This is a genomic window from Sphingobacterium sp., from assembly GCF_032065005.1.
Lineage (GTDB): Bacteria > Bacteroidota > Bacteroidia > Sphingobacteriales > Sphingobacteriaceae > Sphingobacterium.
In genome coordinates this window covers 199,533-218,229 of the sequence record NZ_DAMBMM010000007.1, presented here as the reverse complement: position 1 = coordinate 218,229, position 18,697 = coordinate 199,533, and the positions used below count along the sequence as shown (strand labels likewise).

Below are 18,697 nucleotides of genomic sequence, written 5' to 3'. Positions count from 1 at the left end.
TAAGTTATAGGGCAATTCCGCTTCCACCGATAACCTTTATTCCATCTTCGAATTCTTTCCAAAAGCGGATATATCGAAACTGGGCTTCAAAAGGCTCTCCGGAATAACTTCCTACTAATTTCATCCTTAAGGTGATTATGGCAACATCATCAATGATATTTAGGTTTTCAACATCTGGGCTGAGTTCAATGATTTTAAGAACTCCAGAACGATATGTTTCTAAATCCTTCTCTTTACCTATAATCTCTCCGCTCGGGATAATAAACAGCAAATCCTTATGCAATAGCTTATCCAACATTTCGAGGTTACCCGATTTCATGGCATCATAAAGTTGGTTTTCAAGGGTCAGGATATCTTGCTTTTTCATCATGGCATTCGATTTATGATCAGGTTATTCACTCATATAGTAACGCTAATCCAACCGTTTCATTATTCATATGAGCTCCAACAAGACCACTATGTCAACCTAAATACAAAGCCATTAAAAAAGGGGAATAAACCCTGAAGCTTATTCCCCTTTTCTATTATTTCGTCACTTTCATGACCCCGTTCATTATTCGCCAATGCCCTGGAAAAGTACAGGCAAATGGATAATCTCCCGGCTCCGAAGGCACTTTGATGTTCAATTCATAAGAACCTTCCGGATCAATCAAGGAGGTGCTGAATAAGACATCAGGTGTATTTGGAATATACTGAAGCTCGGCTGCATTGCTTTGAGTGGCCAACTTATCAGCGGCCTGTCCAACACGGTCCAGACTACCCGGTTTCAGGATCAGTAGATTATGCTGCATATGGTCAGGGTTTTCAAAAATAATCTTCAGATTAGAACCCGCCTTCGCAGAAAAATTAGTGATATCATACTTCATTTCCCCAACGATAGCCTTAATTTTTAAGACCTTATCCGCTTCTACGGTACTGCCTTCAGCCACTACCGTTTTGTTCATAGCCACCAATCGCCCATCCTCTAGGTTTCCATTAAAGTCAAAATCCTTGGCAAAATCTCCTGGGCTATCATTAGGCCCTTGTTCAGCATCCTTGGATGCACTGGCTTTCCCAACCAGAAGGAAACCATCTTGCTTTTCAGGGAATAGACCTAAAGTCTTGCCTTCTGCAACCTTCGCATCATCAATGAACACCAACATCTTTCCATCAGACAATAAGGAAGTCCTCAGCTTAAATGTAGGTTTAGTTAATACCTCAGATTGAATGACTGCTTTATTTCCTTTTTGGTTGACCCTAAACTCCAGTCTACCATCTTTGAAAGAAACTGCAAATCCATCCTTCTTGTTACCATAGGAAAGTAAGGCTCCATTTAGGGGCTTCTTATCTTTCTGACTTACTGTACCCACAAAATGGATCTCTCTATTCATCAGATCAGGAATTTGCCTTGGCCCAATCACTCCGTTCCTTGCAGTATTCAGCGCAAGGACGTTCATGTTATTTCCGGCAATGATCCTTTCTGCTAAGGATCCATTGGCGTTTGAAAAGTCAGGATGTCCAAACTTCGTATGATATTCATGCATAAAATCTTTCTGGTGAATACCACCGGCAATCATCAAGGCATGGAATAACCATTTGTCTTTTTCATTTTCAGGGTTCTGTACCGCATCAAAGATCACCTTAGCAACTTTCGCACTTGGCGGCGCCTCAGACAAAGCCAATATGGCCGCTAAGCGAACTCTCAAGTCCTTGTCCTGAACGACACCTGCGGAAATCAACTCATCTATCACCTTCGCATTTTTAGGCAAGGTCTGAATTGCTGCCCTTCTCACCCCTGCGGCTGGATGCTTAAGAGCCTTTAGAACGGCATCAAAGCTAGCATTCTCACCATCAGACAGTAAACCTAATCCATGCAAAGTCCAGATTGCGTGAATGGCACCCCCATTGATGTTGACCTCATCCACCGACTTATCACTAATCAGTTTGTTAAGGTCATTGGCAATAGACTTATCCGCGCCTTCAACCAATAGTCGTTGTGCGGTCGTACGCCAGAACATATTATCGCTCGTCAATGCGTCGACCAATTCACGTCCTTTCTTGCCATCCAATTTAAACTTCCTTTGCTTGGCAGCATCTTCATGCACCAATCGGTAAATACGCCCTTTAGAACTATCCCTCAATGGGTCTATGTAGGCATTTCCAGGTCCGTTGTCAAAGCCTTGAGGAGTTGGGTTATGCTGGATAATGAAGTTGTACCAATCCAAGAACCACAGCGCACCATCAGGTCCTACTTTGGCTTCCACAGGTCCAAACCAGTTATCAGAACTAGCGACCATGTTCCAGCCATCGCCCTTTTCCTTGAATCCAGATCCCGAAGGTTCCAAGATATGTTTATGGATCAGGCGTCCGGTCGGCTCAGCAATGAAGGCTACCCTATTCCAATATTCTTGAGGAAAGGCACGTGCCGTATAGAGATTATGGCCAGCTGCGGCGGTAAATCCACCAAATACATCCACCTGGCGCAGTTCTTTAGTTAATTCATGTATCATGTAGTGGGCATCAATCTTCTCGATCCCCCGCTCGTTCAGGTTAGCTTTTTCATAATAGCGAGCAGGAATAGCCATAAAGTTACTGTGCTCGTTATTGGCCGTGGACAGGAATACATCAAAATCTTCCGAGAATCCCAATCCCCAAGTGTTATTGGTCGTGGTCCCAAGGAACTCAAAATCCTGAGCCTTAGGATTAAAACGATATGCCCCCGATCCAAATTTATAAGGTTTGCCCGCAATATTACCTTCAAATCCAGAATAACCAACGGTTCCCCAGATTTTGTTATCCATTCCATATTTCAGGTTAGATGGGCCAGCATGCGTATCAAAGGTGCCCCAGCCATCAATAAAAACCTTGCGAACATCTGCTTTGCCATCTCCATCCGTATCTTTTAAGAACAGAAAGTGAGGAGCCTGCGCAACGATAATCCCGCCATCAGAAAACACAAAGGAAGTCGGGATATTAAGACCTTCAGCAAATACGGTAAACTTATCCGCCTTTCCATCATTGTCCGTATCCTCACAGATGGTGATTCGGTCATCACCTTCCCCTTTGTCATTTCTTACGGTATTCGGATAGTCCACCGTTTCGATGACCCATAGCCTTCCCTGCTCGTCCCAATCCATTGCGATCGGCTTTTTTATGTCCGGTTCACTGGCAAACAGCTCCAGGCGAAAACCAACAGGCACCTGTATCAGGGTTTGCGATTGTTCCGGCGTTAAGGGATGCTGATAGCGCGGTGCCGGGTCTTTGCGTTCATAATTAGGCATGCGCGCTTCCTCATATTGAGGCTTCGCAATCTCATACTTCTTCATGCGCTCCACAGCCTTATCACCGACAGCCCAAAGAATACCGTTCTTCACCAATTGTAAAAATCCAGGGTTACGGAAGGTCCGCTCATCATGGCCAAAAGCCGTATAGAACACCCTACCCTTCCCATGCTCTTTTACCCAGGTATAAGGCTCTCTATGCGTGCTATCCACACGTTCCATCAACACTTCGATATCTTTCGCCAAAAGATGATGCACATAGGTTTCATCCCATTCGGTGACAAATGGCGAAAGCCCTTTCATCACCGGATGGTCAGGCTTGATGATCTCAGCGCCAAACGAACCACCACCATGGCTCTTGAATTGGCCACCGATCAAGGCTACGACATCATCCGAGTTCCGAAAGCAGTAGGATGCAGAGTGGATATTAATATAGCCTTTACCGGAGGCTACATAATCCAACAAGGCCTTCTCCTGCGCCGGACTGATCGTATCATGGTTCGCATACAAGATCAAACCATCATATTTCTTGAGATCCGGACGAGTCAAATCATCGGGATCGATAGAATAGGTAATGTTTATTCCATCAGCGAAATACTCTTTTGACAAGATGTCGGCCAATAGTTCCGAGTCATGGTGTTTACTATCATGTCCCAGAAAAAACAGTTCCAGTCTTCTAGGTTTGTTATCATCGGCACATCCCAGTACCGACAGAACAACACAGAACAGAACGCAAAATTTTAAAATCTTATTCATCTTAATATTATTGAGATAAAGGTTCCTCAGGAAGCAAAGCCATTAATTGGTTTCCCAAGTAAAATCAGGTAAAGGAATGATCTCTCCTCCTTTCAGGGCAGACTCATGCGCCAAAATCCCCACACATGTTATATTTGCAGATTGCCTAGCATTCGGAAATGGCTGTCTGCCCTCTACCAATGCACTGATAAATTCATGTACTAAATGCGGATGCGAACCCCCATGCCCACTTCCCTGCAGGAAAGAAAGGTGTTGGTTTTCGCCTTCATCATAAACTCCGGCCCTAGTAAAATGCTGAATCGGTTCCGGTAGCAAGTGTGCATAATCTGGACAGTCCACTTCCTCTGGAATTTCAGGCTCCGGACGTTTGGCCACATGTAAAACCAATGGCTTGCCTTCGATCAATGGCCATTCCACTGACTGCTTAGATCCATATACCTCAAAGCTCTCACGGTATTGCCTAGCCGTATCAAATAGTGATCGGTACACTTGAGCACTTAGGTCAGAGTTCCTGAATTTTATATGTGCAGATTCTATGGCAAATGGAGAATTATAATGCCCAACCAAATCCTCACGGATGGTACCAGAGCCAAAGCAGGACACATACTCCGCTTCATTACGCGTCAAGCCTAAAACCGGCCCTACACAGTGCGTAGCATAATGCATCGGCGGCAGACCCGGCCAATAGTTCGGCCATCCATCCATATCCTGCTGATGGCTCGCTTTAAGGAATTGGATCTTGCCCAGCTCACCCTTCTCGTATAGTTCCTTCATAAACAGGAATTCACGCGCATACAACACGGTTTCCATCATCATATAGGTAAGACCAGTTTCCTCAACCGCTTCCACGATCTGTCTACATTCCTCAACCGTCGTCGCCATCGGAACGGTACAGGCCACGTGCTTGCCGGCACGCAATGCCTTGATCGATTGCTCCGCATGGTTTGGAATAGGTGTGTTGATATGTACGGCATCAATATTTTCATCTTTCAGCAGCTCATCATAATCGGTATAGCGCTTTTCTATCGAAAAGGCATCTCCAATTTCGTTCAGGCTTGCTTCATTACGTTGACAGATAGCATATAGGTTAGCATGAGGGTGCTGTTGGTAAATAGGAATAAACTCCGCTCCAAATCCTAACCCGATAATAGCTACATTAATTTTTTCTTTCTTCATCATTTCGTTCATTGATTATGTTAGTCTAATTTATTGGCCGCCCATTTCTGCAAAAACGCATGCCCATCACGCGCAAATGCATCTTGATCCTCGGCTAGGTTGCGCCAAATACAAACTGCCGCCGCCAACTCTTTATTTTCTGGTGTAAAACTTTCAATCGATACGGCACCCTTATAGCCTATGGCCAACAGTGCCTCATAGAAGGCGCCCCAACTGGCATTTCCGGTGCCTGGGGTACCACGATAATTCTCCGATACCTGCACATGGATCAACTTATCTCCGGCTTTTCGGATCGCCAATCCTGGATCCGGTTCCTCGATGTTCATATGGAACATATCCAGACAGATCTTGGCTGCTGGGTGATTGAGGTCATGGATCAAACGCAAAACATCATCTACATTATTGATCAGATCCGATTCAAAGCGATTCAAAGGTTCCAAACCAAGCTCCAATCCTCTGGAAGCTGCCATCTCACAGACCTTCCCCAAATTATCAACCGCCCTGTTCCATTCGATTTGGCGCTGTGCATCCGGAACCATCCGCGCTTTGCCCACTGCAGAATACATAGGACCAGCGAAAAAACTGGCTCCCAATTCATTCGAAATATTTAGGCAATCCTCGATATACTGAAGACCGGTCTTTTGCAGGGACCCATCATCACTGGTCAAATCCCTAGTCGGTCCAAACGCACCGCACACCAGCGCTTGCAAACCATTCCTTTCAAGCTCAATAGCAATCTTTTGGGTATCGATCAACAAAGGGTCTTCCACCGCTATCTCCACAACTTCGTAGCCCAAGCTTGCTATTTTCTCAAACAGGCCAGCAGCATCCTCCGTACGGAAAGGAGAAGTCCATAGCCAGGTGCTAACGCCTAATTTTACAGGTAATTGCATATAATTATTTTAATAAATTGATGATTCTTAAAGGTTTATAGGCCATACACTTTAGCATTGTCCTTGATCAAATGAAATAGAGCTTGCCTATTGCATTATCCAAGGTTGGTTTAAAATGGTTAATCCTAGAACCCTAAATTAAGATTCATGAAGAATTTTACATACCTATTAAATACCCAATGATGACTGTATTTTACCACAGTTTACAGACAAACAGCAGAACATTGGACAACAATCAGACATTTACCCGCTGTAAACCTTGCGAATTGCCCCTTAAACCCTTACTTTTGATATGAGCCCCAGCAGACCTGGGGACGACCATTTATATTCCATCCATGGATATCAATTTCAAAAAAACCGCCGTCCAGAAAACCAGGATACCTTCCTCGCGCATATTCTTTGTGCGAAAGCTTTCCGACAAACATTTTGATACCACTTGGCATGCCCATTCCGAGTATCAACTTTTCCTTGTCGTAGAGGGCTCCGGAACCAGGTTTATCGGCAATACCATGAAATCCTTTGTAAAAGGGGACCTATCTTTTATTGGACCCAATATCCCCCACCTATGGCGAAGTGATGATATTTACTTTGATCCCCAATCCAAAAAAAGCAGCGAAGGCTTGGTCATTTATATCAATGGTTCAGAATTAGAGAAATTCACTGAAAAAGAGGAGTTTAATCAGTTAAAGGTCCTGTTGGAAAAAGTGAGACATGGAATGGAGATTCAGGGAGCTACAGCCAAGGAAATCATCGCATTGATGCATGAACTCCTCAACCTGCATGGCATGGAAAGCATCATTCATCTTTTCAAGATCTTGAATGTACTGGCCAAGGGAAAGGATTATGCGCTTTTGCATTATGATGAATTCCAGTATCAGTCCAAAGATGTGGAAACCAACCGCATCAATATCGTCTATAATTATGCCCTGAACCATTTCAGAAATAAAATAACCTTGGAAGAAGTGGCCGCCCTGCTCAATATGAAACCCACATCCTTTAGCCGATATTTTACAGCCAAGACTTCCAAGACCTTTTCCTATTTCATCACCGAGCTGCGAATCAAGCATGCCTGCAAGCTCCTATCCGTAGCCGAATCCAAGAGCGTAGCCCAGATTTGCTATGATTCAGGATTTAATACCCTATCCAATTTCAATAAACAATTCAAGACTTTTATTGGAATGACACCGATGGAGTATAGATTGAAGTTTATGATGCTTTAAGAAACCAATTTTATTCCTTAGCCATCTCAACTAATTCCCTTACAAAAGGCTTTGCCTGATAGTTTCGGTCAAACAGCAAAGGATAATCAGTCCTTCCTCTTACTGGCCAATTATTTTTCCAAGAGTCAGCATCTGTTAGCCCCCACAAGGTAACCCGATCAATCTTATCATGATGCTTTACAAACAGTGCAAAAAACTCCTTATAGCGATTGGCCAATTTACTTTCCACTTCCACCGGCAATCCCTCCCCATAAGGATTGAGGACTTGATCATATTGGTAATTGGTACTGACCTCCGCCCCTTGTGAAGGACCGGGAATCGGCAACACAGAGATATCAAGCTCCGTAATCATTACTTGTACACCTAAACTAGAAAACGCCAAGATGCTCGCTTCAAAGTCAGCAAGGGAAGGGTAATCTAGGCTTAAATGCCCTTGCATACCTATTCCATTTATTTGAACTCCTTTAACCTTGAGTTTGCGGACCATCCTAGCCACGCCTTCCCTTTTCCCTTTTTGGGACATGGAAAAATCATTGTAATACAGTTCAGCATCCGGATCAGCCTCATGTGCAAATTGAAAGGCCAATTCAATAAAATCTTCTCCAATGATCTGATAAAACTTGCTCTGCCGCCAATCCCCATTATCCAATATGGCCTCATTGACTACATCCCAGCCCTTTATCCTTCCCTTGTATCTCGATACTACGGTATGGATATGCTTGCGTATCCGTTCGATCAAAACTTCTCTAGAAACCTCTTTGCCGTCCTTGCCAATAAAGATCCATTCTGGCGCTTGGGAATGCCAGATCAAGGTATGCCCAATAAGTTGCATACCGTACTTCTCACCCAGTTCAACAAATCGGTCTGCATCCTTAAAATTAAATTCCCCTTCCTTAGGCTGCAGGTACATCGCTTTCATACAGTTCTCAGCCGTAATGGAATTGAATTGTGCTTTAATCAAGGCAGCAGCCTGTTCATCCCGCTCATAGATCTGCTTCAGGTTTAATGCAGCCCCAATGTCAAACTTCCCGGAAAAAGCCGACTTTAAGGACAATTCCTCTGGTCCTTTCTGTGCCCATGAATGATTAGCAATGAAAAGAAGAGTAATGACAAGAAGTAAAACAGACCTGGGCTTGTGCATAGATGGATTCGTTTTAGGTGATTTTGTAATGGCTTAGGTTAAATATAACCAATCCATTTGAAACAGGTCGACAGGATAATTTCCTGACCCATTGAAATTATGTAGCAGCACTCAGATAGGATATATAATAATTCATGCAATGCAACATGGTCATCAGCAGTAAATCCCTATTCCTTAATTGGTCAAAGCTTGCAGACGTTTCTATATCATAGTTAAAGTTGAGGGTTAGCCATTTGAAATCTGTACTGGCTACCGATAACTTTTGATCAGAATCGTCTATTAGAATAAACTTACTATTAATAAAACCTTGCACCTTTAACAGATAGTACCTTTCTTGATTATCAAAATAGGTCTTGATTACTATTCCTTTCCAACCCATCTTAAAGTCCAATAAGGTTTGTGAACCATCGATTAATTCAACCTTAGAATCCCAAAACCCTTTTGTGATAAGCTGATAATTTTTGCCATCAGACATAATTAAATCAGCATCAAAGGAATACCATTTCTTGATTAGTAATTCGCCAATTTCTTGGTTTTCGAGAGTCACCTTAAAATTGCGGGAATTTGTAGAGTTTGCCTTGTAGAGTGCCATGGGCGGTGGGTTATTGTAGGGGATTAGTGTTTATTGGATTAGTTTAAGTAAAATACAAAATGATTTTAAATCATGGAGTTACTTTGGAATAAAATTTAAAGCTATCTGAATGGCCCCAAATCTCATTCTTAGGAAACCTTCCAGATTATTATAAATGTCGGGGAAGAAATTTTAAATACTTTCTTGGAAGAGTTTATTGTAAACCTTATAAACAGTTCCAATGGAGTATTGAGAATTGCTTGATTTTGGTAATCAAAGGGTATTTAGGTTACATTACAAAGGTTTTAATGAAGTAGTTTTAAATAGTTAATTATTCAAAATATTTGGGATTATTTATATCCGAATCCCACAATTCATAAATTTTTGTAAGCTCTTCCTGCTCAATTAATTTAAAACCTGATTTTGTTTCAGTTTTTATTAATCGATTTAGAATTATTTTTCGAGCCTCAATTGTAAATGGACCAAGTCCTTCAATTCCATTTCTCCTTTTTCTACATCTAAAATTCTTATTATCTCTAAACTCGTAAATCCAATTTCTGAATTTGTATAATTCGTTTAATTCATTGTACCCATTTAATATCATATTCTTAACAGACTTGTCTTGTCTTACAACCGTACAAGTCCAGCAACCAAATCGTGAACTGCCACAAGCTTTACCTTTTTCGGTTTTTATAGCACCACACTCTGATTCAGCATCTTGATATATTTCTCTAATTTTTTTATAATCAATACTTTTAGGTAACTCTAAACTTTTTAATGTTATCCAAACTTCTTCAAGTGAATGATTAATGATTGGAGAAAATATCATTTTGTTTTTTGAATTATTTTGTTTTAAATAGTATTCATTACCAGAATCATGTTTAGAAATAGTGCGGTCCCTTTGCTCACTCTCAGATTTTCTAACTCCTAATAAAATTGTGGAACGACCGGATTTATTTATAAAATCACTTACCGGATTTATTCTTAATTTATCAGTACACCATCTGAAAATATTAGTGGGTGTTGGATACCCTCGTCCTATAACTTTTACAAAAAATCTATCTTCAATTTTTGGCTTGAGTATTTTGAAAATAAAAGGTAATTTATGAAGTTCGTTTTCAAGACTTAGTTTCTCAAAAGTATGATAAACATAATTTGTTACAATTGGATTCTCCACACCAGTATCACAATATAAAATATAGATTTTTTTATGGTGATTTTCAATTTGCAACATAGCATTAAATGTTAATTTCAAAACAGCTGATGAATCTTTTCCTCCACTATAGCCAAGATACCAAGGGATATCATCTTTTAAATATTCATTCTTTATGAAATTAACTGTATTTAAATTAAGGTCTTTATTGAACATTATTTTCTCGGATAATATTATCGATTATTTTCTTCACATCGGAAATGTAATTTGCTTCAATAAATTCAATTTGAGTATTAGAAATTTTAGTATGATTGAAGAATGCGATTATATGAAAGAGAATTGATCCTATTGCAATTAAAAATAAAATGAATGAATATGAAAGTAATTCCTCTGAGTTTGTATCATTGAAAAATGTAAAAATCAGAACAAAAATTGAACTCAAAAAAGTAATAATAAAAGAATCTGCAAAAGATGTACAAAGAAGTCCATTAAAATATACATTTTTACCTTTTGCTACTAAGGATGGATCATTATCAACTATTTTATAAAATACATTTTTTAATCTATTTTGTTTGAATAAATATTGTATTTGAGTAGGACTTAAATTTCCGACGTATAATTTAAAAATATGATTTTTAATGTTCAAATCAATTTTCTTATGGGTGTAATTTGTAATAATAAATCTTAAATTAAATGTTTGATAGAGAGCCCCAATAACAACAGCTACTAATAATTGAATTCCAAATTCAGAAAAGTTCAATTCTTTTAGTTGATTATTAGTTAATATTTGAAAAAAGAAATAACCTACTGCAAATATTATAATCCCTGGGATTATTAGCCTTAAAATTTTTAGTGTGTTTTGGTCCATAATATTTAATTGGTTTAATAAAAATAGATTATAAGGCATTCCGTTTTGGAATTACCAGCATCAATTTACACCAAACAAAGCCATAAATAAAACGGTTTCCCGTAATTTTTTTATTAAGCTTTTCTGTTTGTCATAATAACTGAATTGGCAATTACTTCTCTACATAAAAGCTCTTAAATTTTTTTAATTTCATTAAACATCTTATCGCTTTTTGAGTTTGGCTCACCTGTTGAGCATTCATGCTTCGAAATTGTCATTGAATAGGCTCCCAATCTTCTCTTAAACTTCATTTGTTCAATTCCCAAGTCGATAAACCAAGAGAATTAATAATTATACTCTCCAACAATAGGGTATTGCTTTAAGATATCATCCAATATTTTAACCAATGGTTATATATGTTTGATCAAATTGCATTTCATATTTAAGTTCTGCTGAATAAATTCCAGGTTGATCAATACAAGTTTTTTGTAAAGTAAAGTTACCTGTATTATCGCCCTCAAAGATAAGTTACAAATAACCTTCTAAATCGTTAAATATAATTTTCTCATTTAGGTTATTGTATAATTTGCTTAAGTCTTCTTTTAAATTCTTAAAATCAAAAGTTGTTAAGTCTGTTTCATAGGATACTATAAAGCCTCCAGCTTTTATCTCAATGCGAGTTTTTATCAAATTTTTATCCCAATCAAAATCAGAAAAATAATTGATACGGTGAATTGGAGTGATGCTAATAAAAATTACCAGAAGTATTAATCTCAAATTTTAGGTCTTAATCGAGTTCCATCGCTTTTTTCTAAGTTATTCATATATAAAACTTTGAACATGAAAAATTATTAAGGAAATATTAATCTAAAAATTGAAATTCAGAAATTTTTCATGAATAACCTCGTTTCTTTGGGGAATAATCAAAAAAACCACCTCTATTATCTAGAGATGGTTTCCAGTGACCCCGCTGAGGCTCGAACTCAGGACCCACAGATTAAGAGTCTGTTGCTCTACCAACTGAGCTACGAAGTCTTTTGATGAATCAAAGGTACAAGTCATCACAAAAAAATCAAATAAATTCCATAGTTTTTTGAACTTTTCTGACATTGTATAAATTTTCACCTTAAATAAAATTCAACAGAAGCCTCTTTGCAGGAATAATAAGCAATACCAATTATTTCAAAAGCCTAATTTTTGAGATTAAATTGATCTTTTATAACCTTTAAAGCCTTACTTTCAGGGTGTAAAACAATAGTTTCAATTGTTTTGTTGATTTTCCTTTCTAAGAAAAAATGTTTGATGGGCTGATCATAAGCGATTTCTGTAGTATCAACACTGATAGAATCATTTTTTGAAATCACATCCAAGTACTCAATAAATTTACTTAGACTATCTTTCCCAGTTATCGCCTTCAAGCGAAAAACCTCCTTTATCTGCTTCTTGTTCTGTACAAAGCCAAATTCGACTAATTCAGCTTGAAATTTGTTCTTTTCGTGATTCGTAATGACTATCAATCTATCCAATGAAGTCGATTCGAATAACCATATTCTATAGACTGTATCCAAATTAAGCAGATTGATAGGAACAAATGGAGAGTAGTTTTCTGTATAGTTTCTATAGGGAAATACGTTTTCAGAATAATATTTTGGTTGAACACAACTGCTTATCAAAAACAGAAATACAATTAAAGCTATTGGCCTCATAAAAAACAATGATTAATAACAGGAATTGAATATGTTCTCTTTCACTAAAAATATCAATTCTGAATCCACTTCCCTTACGAAAATTGAGAAATCGCTCTGATCCTAATCTCTGAAACATCCAAGCCAGCTCCCCTAAGCTTTTCTTCTGCTTCTTGCTCAATTAAGTCTTTCAGCATCGCAAAGGTTTCATCAAACTGCACATGCTTACCTATTACAAATGACAGATCATATTCAATCTCTTCCCAAGTAGTAATATCGGCATGATTATGTTGAAGTTGAACTTCTAGCTTATCTATTGCATTGGCCACTTTTGCTTCAAAGGTCTCTTTCTCCTCGAATTCATAGAACAAATGGTATATCTCTTCACCATTGCTAGCAGCTAGTTTTTTACGGAGATTATTGATGGCTATTTCCTCTCTGTGTTGCTTTATTTTTCTGATTTCAGGATTACGGATTTGGTCGAGCACAGAGACATCACCAGCTTCAGCTTCCACTAGATCATGGATTATGATCATTTTCAATAAACGAGCCATATCGACCTGTTGATCCAACAATGGTTCAAGCAAAACCGCCATTAAGGACATGCGCCAGGTATGCTCGGCAACACTCTCTTGCCTACCATTGGACAACCAGCTGTGCCTAAGTTCAAACTTTAGCTTTTCTGCTAATTTCAGGACTTCCAAAATGGCAACCAATTGCTCTTTTTTCATATTGTTTGTTGTTTCATTAAATTTAATAAATCAAGACGAAACAACAAATAACTTTTCTGAGGCAATTATTCCCCTACCCAAAACCTTTCACTTCCCAACCCTTCCTATATTTCCTCTTCAAAAACTTATCCGCTTCCGGGGCATTTGGGAATTTCAAATTCACTGCATCCCATTCCAAGACCTTCCCAGGCACTCTAATCGCTACGGTACCCAATAATATCGCTTCGGTCATCGGACCGGTCTGCGCAAAATGCGATTCCGTTTTTGCCTTTTTCAGACAGGCATCCACATAATGGTGATAATGATTTCTTTCTTCCAACTTAGGGTACTGATGGTCCTTAAACTTGCTCTGTGGCAACAATACCGGCGTTCCTCCATGCGGAATCAACAGGGCACCTTCGGTACCGACCAACATTGCGGCCTCTTCGGGGTACTTCTCGCCATTGTTGAAAAGCGCTTGAACCTCTTTTGGAGGGTAGAACTCGCCATCAAACCATTCCAATGGCAGTACTTCTGCCGCTGTTTTCTCATTTCCAGGGAATTGCCAGCTGATATGGTTCCCCAGCGACCAGGTATCAGCCCTACGTTCAGGGGAATCCTTCCAAGATTGCTGCACTTCGGCAACTACGGAAAGCGGAGCTTTCAAGCCCAGGCCTTTCCAGACCGCATCGAAGATATGGCAACCGATATCTCCGGACCAACCTGTTCCGAAATCCTGCCAGGTACGCCAGATTCCAGGATGATAGATGCTCGGCGCAAAAGGACGCATGGGAGCTGTTCCAATCCACTTATCCCAGTCCAAGGTCGCTGGAACCTCATGGGTTTCCTTTGGTCTTGGTCCTTCCAAGCGATAGCCCGCGATTCCCGAACGGTTAGAACATAAATAGGCCTGCTTCACCTTTCCGATCAGACCTTCCTTGATCCATTGCACCGCCGTGCGGTCCCCGATGGAAGAGGCAATCTGTATCCCTAATTGAGTGACCACCCCTGCTTTTACCGCATGCTTGGTCAGAACCCTGACCTCAGCAACATCATGGCACATCGGCTTTTGGCAGTACACATGCTTGCCCGCATCGATGGCGGCCATGGCAATGATAAAATGGTTATGGTCAGGAACCGTTACGTTCACCGAGTCGATGTTCTTTTTCTCCTTTTCGAGCATTTCTCGCCAATCGGTATATAATCTTGCCCCGGGGATCTGCTGTGCCGCCTGCTTCAGGTGGTTCTCATCCACATCACAAAGGGCAACGATCTCAATATCGGGGTGCGATTTAAACTGTTGCAGGTCATGCCCGCCCATTCCACCAACGCCAATACAGGCATGTCTCAGTTTCTTGGCAGGAGCATTTGCAAAAGCTTGGTCTAGGAAAAATGGCGCAGAGACCGCAACACCCGCAACGGTACGGATAAAATTCCTTCTGGAAGTTAGGTTCTTATTGTTCATAATTTTAGGCTTTGCTGTTGGTTAGTTTGGAAGGACTTTCACACGTATATTTTTGAACATGGCTTTGCTTCCCGGATCGTGTCCCTGTAGTGCAAAGGTTCCATGGGAAATAAACTGACCACGTTCAGCATCCTTTTTTAGGTTTGGCTCCACATATTCATATAGCAATTGCCCATTGATCAGAATCCTTACCGTCTTGCCCTTTACGATGATATGTTGGGTGTACCATTGGTTGTCCACTGCTGGAGCCTTATCCACATTTACCACATTATAAAGGCTACCAGACTTCTTCCAATCCGTATGGGTCAGGTTTACCTGTACCTCATGACCTACACCGGGGAAGCCCTTTTCCTGAAAGTCAGTATGGAAATAGATTCCCGAATTGGAATTCGGGAAAGTCATGACATCGATCTTCAGTTCGAAATTCTTGAAGTCATGGTTATTGACATCCCCTTCATAGAATAGATGGGACACATTACCGTTCACCACAATGGCACCATCTTTCACGGAAAAGGTTTCCGGGTTCTCATTCACCCTCCAGCCATTCAGGGTCTTCCCATCAAACAGCGAAATCCAACCTTCATCCTTCTCAGCCTGCGTCTGCGCAGCAGCAGAACCAACGCCAAAACATCCAAAAAAACACAGCAAAATCAATGCACAGCATTGATTGGCACTAAATCTCAATATGTTCATATACAATAAATTTTAATTCTTAGGTCTATAAGATAATGCGACGCAAGCCTTTAGCTATCAGGTTTATAGACCCTAATATAATAAATTAATGAACAGATTGTATATACATGTAAGGTTATTAATTGTAAAAATAATGGTATAAGGGGGATGGGGGGTTGAACCAGGATTGGGCTCGACTCCGCTCACCCTAAGAGGATTGGAGGATGGACCAAGAGCATGGCAGCATTTGGCGTATGAAAGACCCCCCCCTGTCATCCTCTATCGAAGATAGAGGAACTGTACGCTAATATAGATATGGCATCAACATTTGTTTTTTTGATTCCCGACTAACCTGTATTTAATGCTTTTGTGCCACAGTAGGATTTCCCAAAATGGTCTCGGAAAAATGCCAACCTTCAAACCCAAAAATATCATGGATTGTATTGGCGTACGGTTCCTGAACCTGCGGTCCAGGATGACAAGACCTGAGGGAAATGAAACGTACAGATTCTTTACGAATTGTTCAGAATAAATAATATAAAGGATTACATTGGCGTACTTTCCTGAACCTGCGGTCCAGAATGACAAGACCTGAGGGAGAAGAAACGTACAGATTCTTCACGAATTGTTCAGAATAAATAATATAAAGGATTCCATTGGCGTACAGTTCCTGAACCTTCGGTCCAGGATGACAAGACCTAAGGGAGAAGAAAGGTACATATTCTTCATGAATTGTTCAGAATCAAAATGCACAAAAGCGGTATTCTTGCTTGTTGCAAAAATACCGCTTTTGTTATTTTCTTAAAATATTGAATTTGTCCTCTGCGGGTAGATCTTGGCCTATCCTCCCATCCCATTAATCCTGGTTCAAAAGCCCCTACACTGCCTGCTACCTATCAAGTGGTTCCTACCCCACGCTCCCCGTGAAACATTTTTCACAAAGACCTATACCACAATACCTTACATCAAAACCACCTACTCAACCACCTCAATTTCTTTCTTGGCGGCATGTGTTCTGCCGAACATATCTACGGCTTCCACTTCGATGGTATGTTTACCAGCTTTAAGCTTTGGAAGCTTCAATTTCCAGAGGTGGGCTGATTGAACAGGATCACTTGGTCTTCTGCCGGCAACCAAGGAATTGGCACCATCATAGGCCAATAGTTCTTTCATATATGCGGGGTCTTGACCTTTTACCCTGTCCATCACGATCCAATCTGCATTGTCGATCCTATAACGTACCTGATCATTTGCTGAACCTAAGAAGAAGTTTGCATATACATTATAGCGACCTGCATACTTCGCCTTTACCACTGCTGGGCCAAATAGACCGATGGTATAGCTATCATCTTTTCCTACGACCTTATAGTCGAATTTATATTGATTTCCATCTATGGATAGAATGGCATAACCTTTCGGCGTACCGTCACGCATGGTCGAAGCAGGGATACCCTGTTCATTCGGAAGACCAGAGTACCAGTCGCCAGAGGTCGTTCCCACATTGTATTCATGGTAAGGTTTGCTACCTGACCAACCGTGCTCAGTCGTTAGGAAGTTTTGCTGTTGATAATGCGTGTGTGCTGATAGCCCTAAGGTATTCGGGTAGTCCTTTAGGATATCGAAAAGTTGTTTTCTATCCTCCGGACGGAATGACTTGGCATTCTCCGGAAACAATGGGATATGATAAGCAAGGACAATCAATTTATCCTTAGGGACAAACTTCAGGTCATTGGCTACGAAATCGATCTGATCTTGTCTCAATCCACCTTGGTAACCTTTTCCTGTTTCTGGATGCGGATAGATAATATCATCTAGCACGATAAAGTGTGCATTGCCCACATTGAAAGAGTAGTTTGCCGGTCCGAAGGATTTCTCAAAACCTTCATCCGCATACTTATCTTCCTTCACATCATAGTTCATATCGTGGTTACCCATCACATTGAACCATGGTAAGCCCATCTGTCCGATAGTCTGTTTATAACTTGGGTGCAGGGTTAGGTCATCACCAACCAAGTCGCCAAGGCTGATCCCGAAAAGCGGACCTTTTCTGGTCTTTGCTTCATTTACCACGCCATTTTTAAAGAACTCCATTTCCTCAGGGGTATAGGGTTGAGGATCGCCAAACACGAAAGCCGAAAAGTTTGCCGGTTCTTCTTTCACCTTTAAGGCAAAGTCGATTGATTTTGGAAGCGGACCGGTAGCCGTTACGCCCGGATATTTCAAGGCTGGGGCACCGTTTGGTTTATGGATATAATAGAACTTAGGCTGATTGTCGGCATCTACCGGTAATTCATAACCAGAAGGTTTGATCACAAAGATGATGTTGTCGTTATCAACCGGGATCTGATATTTTCCGTTCTTGTCCGTTTGTACGACTTCCTTGCCATTACTGACACTTACTCCTGCTATGCCTGCCTCTTTTTTGTCCAGACGACCGTTTGCATTTGCATCAATAAAGACAGTTCCCTTTGCCATGTCCTGACCGAAAGCTGTTCCTGTCAATAAACATGCTAGCAAAGACCAATATAATTTTTTCATGTGTTTATGGTTGTTTGTCCCAAACATAGGGTATGTAATTAAATAAAAGGTTAAGCCACTGTTAAGTTAATCTTATATTAAAATTCCTTGGCTATTTTCTAAAATACGGAATTATCACCTATTCTGGACTTGGTCTTATTCGGGACATATTCCGAATTTTCGCAATATGTCTCGAATATGGGTCGAACAAGACTAAGCGAACATGGTCAATTTTTTTCCGAATTCTTTCTGCTGGCGATGAAAATTTGAACATGTATTTAATGTTAACAAATGGTATATCCTAAGGATTCAAGATGGGAATGTCGGGAAGATCCATGCATCAATAGGATCGACAGCGGAGGTATGCACTACGTCTAACCCAAAACAAAAAAGGTTGCCTGATCAACAGGCAACCTTCTCAAACAAATATAAATTACAACCTACAAAAACGCTTACAGTTTGCTGCAACTGAAGCTGTATGTTTCTCTTTTACTTCAATTTTGAAGTTTTGTCATTTTCATTCTGGGCGAGTTTTATCGCAAACGTGTTCAACACCAATGGAATAAGGATTCTCATTCTCTAAATATTTTAATAATTGCACAAATGTAACCCAGTAATATTTAGAAAACAT

15 protein-coding genes and 1 tRNA gene are annotated in these 18,697 nt (G+C 40.4%); 1 reads left to right on the top strand and 15 read right to left on the bottom strand.

Annotation, left to right across the window (positions count from 1 at the left end):
* Positions 1-4: 4 nt before the first annotated feature.
* The 4 genes from RT138_RS12970 to RT138_RS12955 all read right to left on the bottom strand — a co-directional run bounded on the left by RT138_RS12970 (position 5) and on the right by RT138_RS12955 (position 6,085).
* The gene (locus tag RT138_RS12970) at positions 5-370 is read right to left on the bottom strand and encodes a nuclear transport factor 2 family protein (protein ID WP_313191029.1); all 366 of its coding nucleotides are present in this window, start codon (positions 368-370) and stop codon (positions 5-7) included.
* A gap of 154 nt (positions 371-524) precedes the next feature.
* Positions 525-4,016 (bottom strand): PVC-type heme-binding CxxCH protein, encoded by a 3,492-nt coding sequence (locus RT138_RS12965; RefSeq protein ID WP_313191028.1) that lies wholly within the window; start codon positions 4,014-4,016, stop codon positions 525-527.
* Positions 4,017-4,058: 42 nt separating this feature from the next.
* Positions 4,059-5,195 carry a Gfo/Idh/MocA family oxidoreductase gene (locus RT138_RS12960; RefSeq protein ID WP_214648486.1) on the bottom strand — a complete coding sequence of 379 codons (1,137 nt, stop codon included), beginning with the start codon at positions 5,193-5,195 and terminating at the stop codon, positions 4,059-4,061.
* Positions 5,196-5,212: 17 nt separating this feature from the next.
* The gene (locus RT138_RS12955) at positions 5,213-6,085 is read right to left on the bottom strand and encodes a sugar phosphate isomerase/epimerase family protein (RefSeq protein ID WP_313191027.1); all 873 of its coding nucleotides are present in this window, start codon (positions 6,083-6,085) and stop codon (positions 5,213-5,215) included.
* 335 nt (positions 6,086-6,420) lie between these two features.
* On the opposite strand from RT138_RS12955, the gene RT138_RS12950 reads away from it, so the two are divergent.
* Positions 6,421-7,305 (top strand): AraC family transcriptional regulator, encoded by an 885-nt coding sequence (locus RT138_RS12950; protein ID WP_313191026.1) that lies wholly within the window; start codon positions 6,421-6,423, stop codon positions 7,303-7,305.
* A gap of 10 nt (positions 7,306-7,315) precedes the next feature.
* Here RT138_RS12950 and RT138_RS12945 read toward each other — a convergent pair whose 3' ends face one another.
* The 11 genes from RT138_RS12945 to RT138_RS12895 form a co-directional block, all read right to left on the bottom strand.
* Positions 7,316-8,446, bottom strand: a complete 1,131-nt coding sequence (locus tag RT138_RS12945; protein ID WP_313191025.1) for an endo-1,4-beta-xylanase — start codon at positions 8,444-8,446, stop codon at positions 7,316-7,318.
* A 97-nt stretch (positions 8,447-8,543) separates the two neighbouring features.
* Positions 8,544-9,038: a hypothetical protein gene (locus tag RT138_RS12940; protein ID WP_313191024.1), complete on the bottom strand. Its 495-nt coding sequence runs from the start codon at positions 9,036-9,038 to the stop codon at positions 8,544-8,546.
* Positions 9,039-9,348: 310 nt separating this feature from the next.
* Positions 9,349-10,386: a phosphoadenosine phosphosulfate reductase family protein gene (locus RT138_RS12935; RefSeq protein ID WP_313191023.1), complete on the bottom strand. Its 1,038-nt coding sequence runs from the start codon at positions 10,384-10,386 to the stop codon at positions 9,349-9,351.
* Complete coding sequence (locus RT138_RS12930) at positions 10,376-11,038, bottom strand: hypothetical protein (protein ID WP_313191022.1); 663 nt, start codon at positions 11,036-11,038, stop codon at positions 10,376-10,378. The genes RT138_RS12935 and RT138_RS12930 overlap by 11 nt, the downstream gene beginning before the upstream one ends.
* A gap of 507 nt (positions 11,039-11,545) precedes the next feature.
* Positions 11,546-11,794 (bottom strand): hypothetical protein, encoded by a 249-nt coding sequence (locus RT138_RS12925; protein ID WP_313191021.1) that lies wholly within the window; start codon positions 11,792-11,794, stop codon positions 11,546-11,548.
* Between the two features lie 185 nt (positions 11,795-11,979).
* Positions 11,980-12,052 (bottom strand) — tRNA-Lys (locus RT138_RS12920).
* A 155-nt stretch (positions 12,053-12,207) separates the two neighbouring features.
* A complete protein-coding gene (locus tag RT138_RS12915; protein WP_313191020.1) occupies positions 12,208-12,543 on the bottom strand; it encodes a hypothetical protein in 336 nt (111 codons plus the stop codon).
* Between the two features lie 254 nt (positions 12,544-12,797).
* The gene (locus RT138_RS12910; RefSeq protein WP_313191019.1) at positions 12,798-13,433 is read right to left on the bottom strand and encodes an HD domain-containing protein; all 636 of its coding nucleotides are present in this window, start codon (positions 13,431-13,433) and stop codon (positions 12,798-12,800) included.
* Between the two features lie 73 nt (positions 13,434-13,506).
* The gene (locus RT138_RS12905) at positions 13,507-14,877 is read right to left on the bottom strand and encodes a Gfo/Idh/MocA family oxidoreductase (protein ID WP_313191018.1); all 1,371 of its coding nucleotides are present in this window, start codon (positions 14,875-14,877) and stop codon (positions 13,507-13,509) included.
* Between the two features lie 21 nt (positions 14,878-14,898).
* The gene (locus tag RT138_RS12900; protein ID WP_313191017.1) at positions 14,899-15,570 is read right to left on the bottom strand and encodes a DUF1080 domain-containing protein; all 672 of its coding nucleotides are present in this window, start codon (positions 15,568-15,570) and stop codon (positions 14,899-14,901) included.
* Positions 15,571-16,524: 954 nt separating this feature from the next.
* Positions 16,525-18,087, bottom strand: coding sequence for a calcineurin-like phosphoesterase C-terminal domain-containing protein (locus tag RT138_RS12895; protein WP_313191016.1), 1,563 nt, complete (start codon positions 18,085-18,087; stop codon positions 16,525-16,527).
* Between the last annotated feature and the right edge of the window lie 610 nt (positions 18,088-18,697).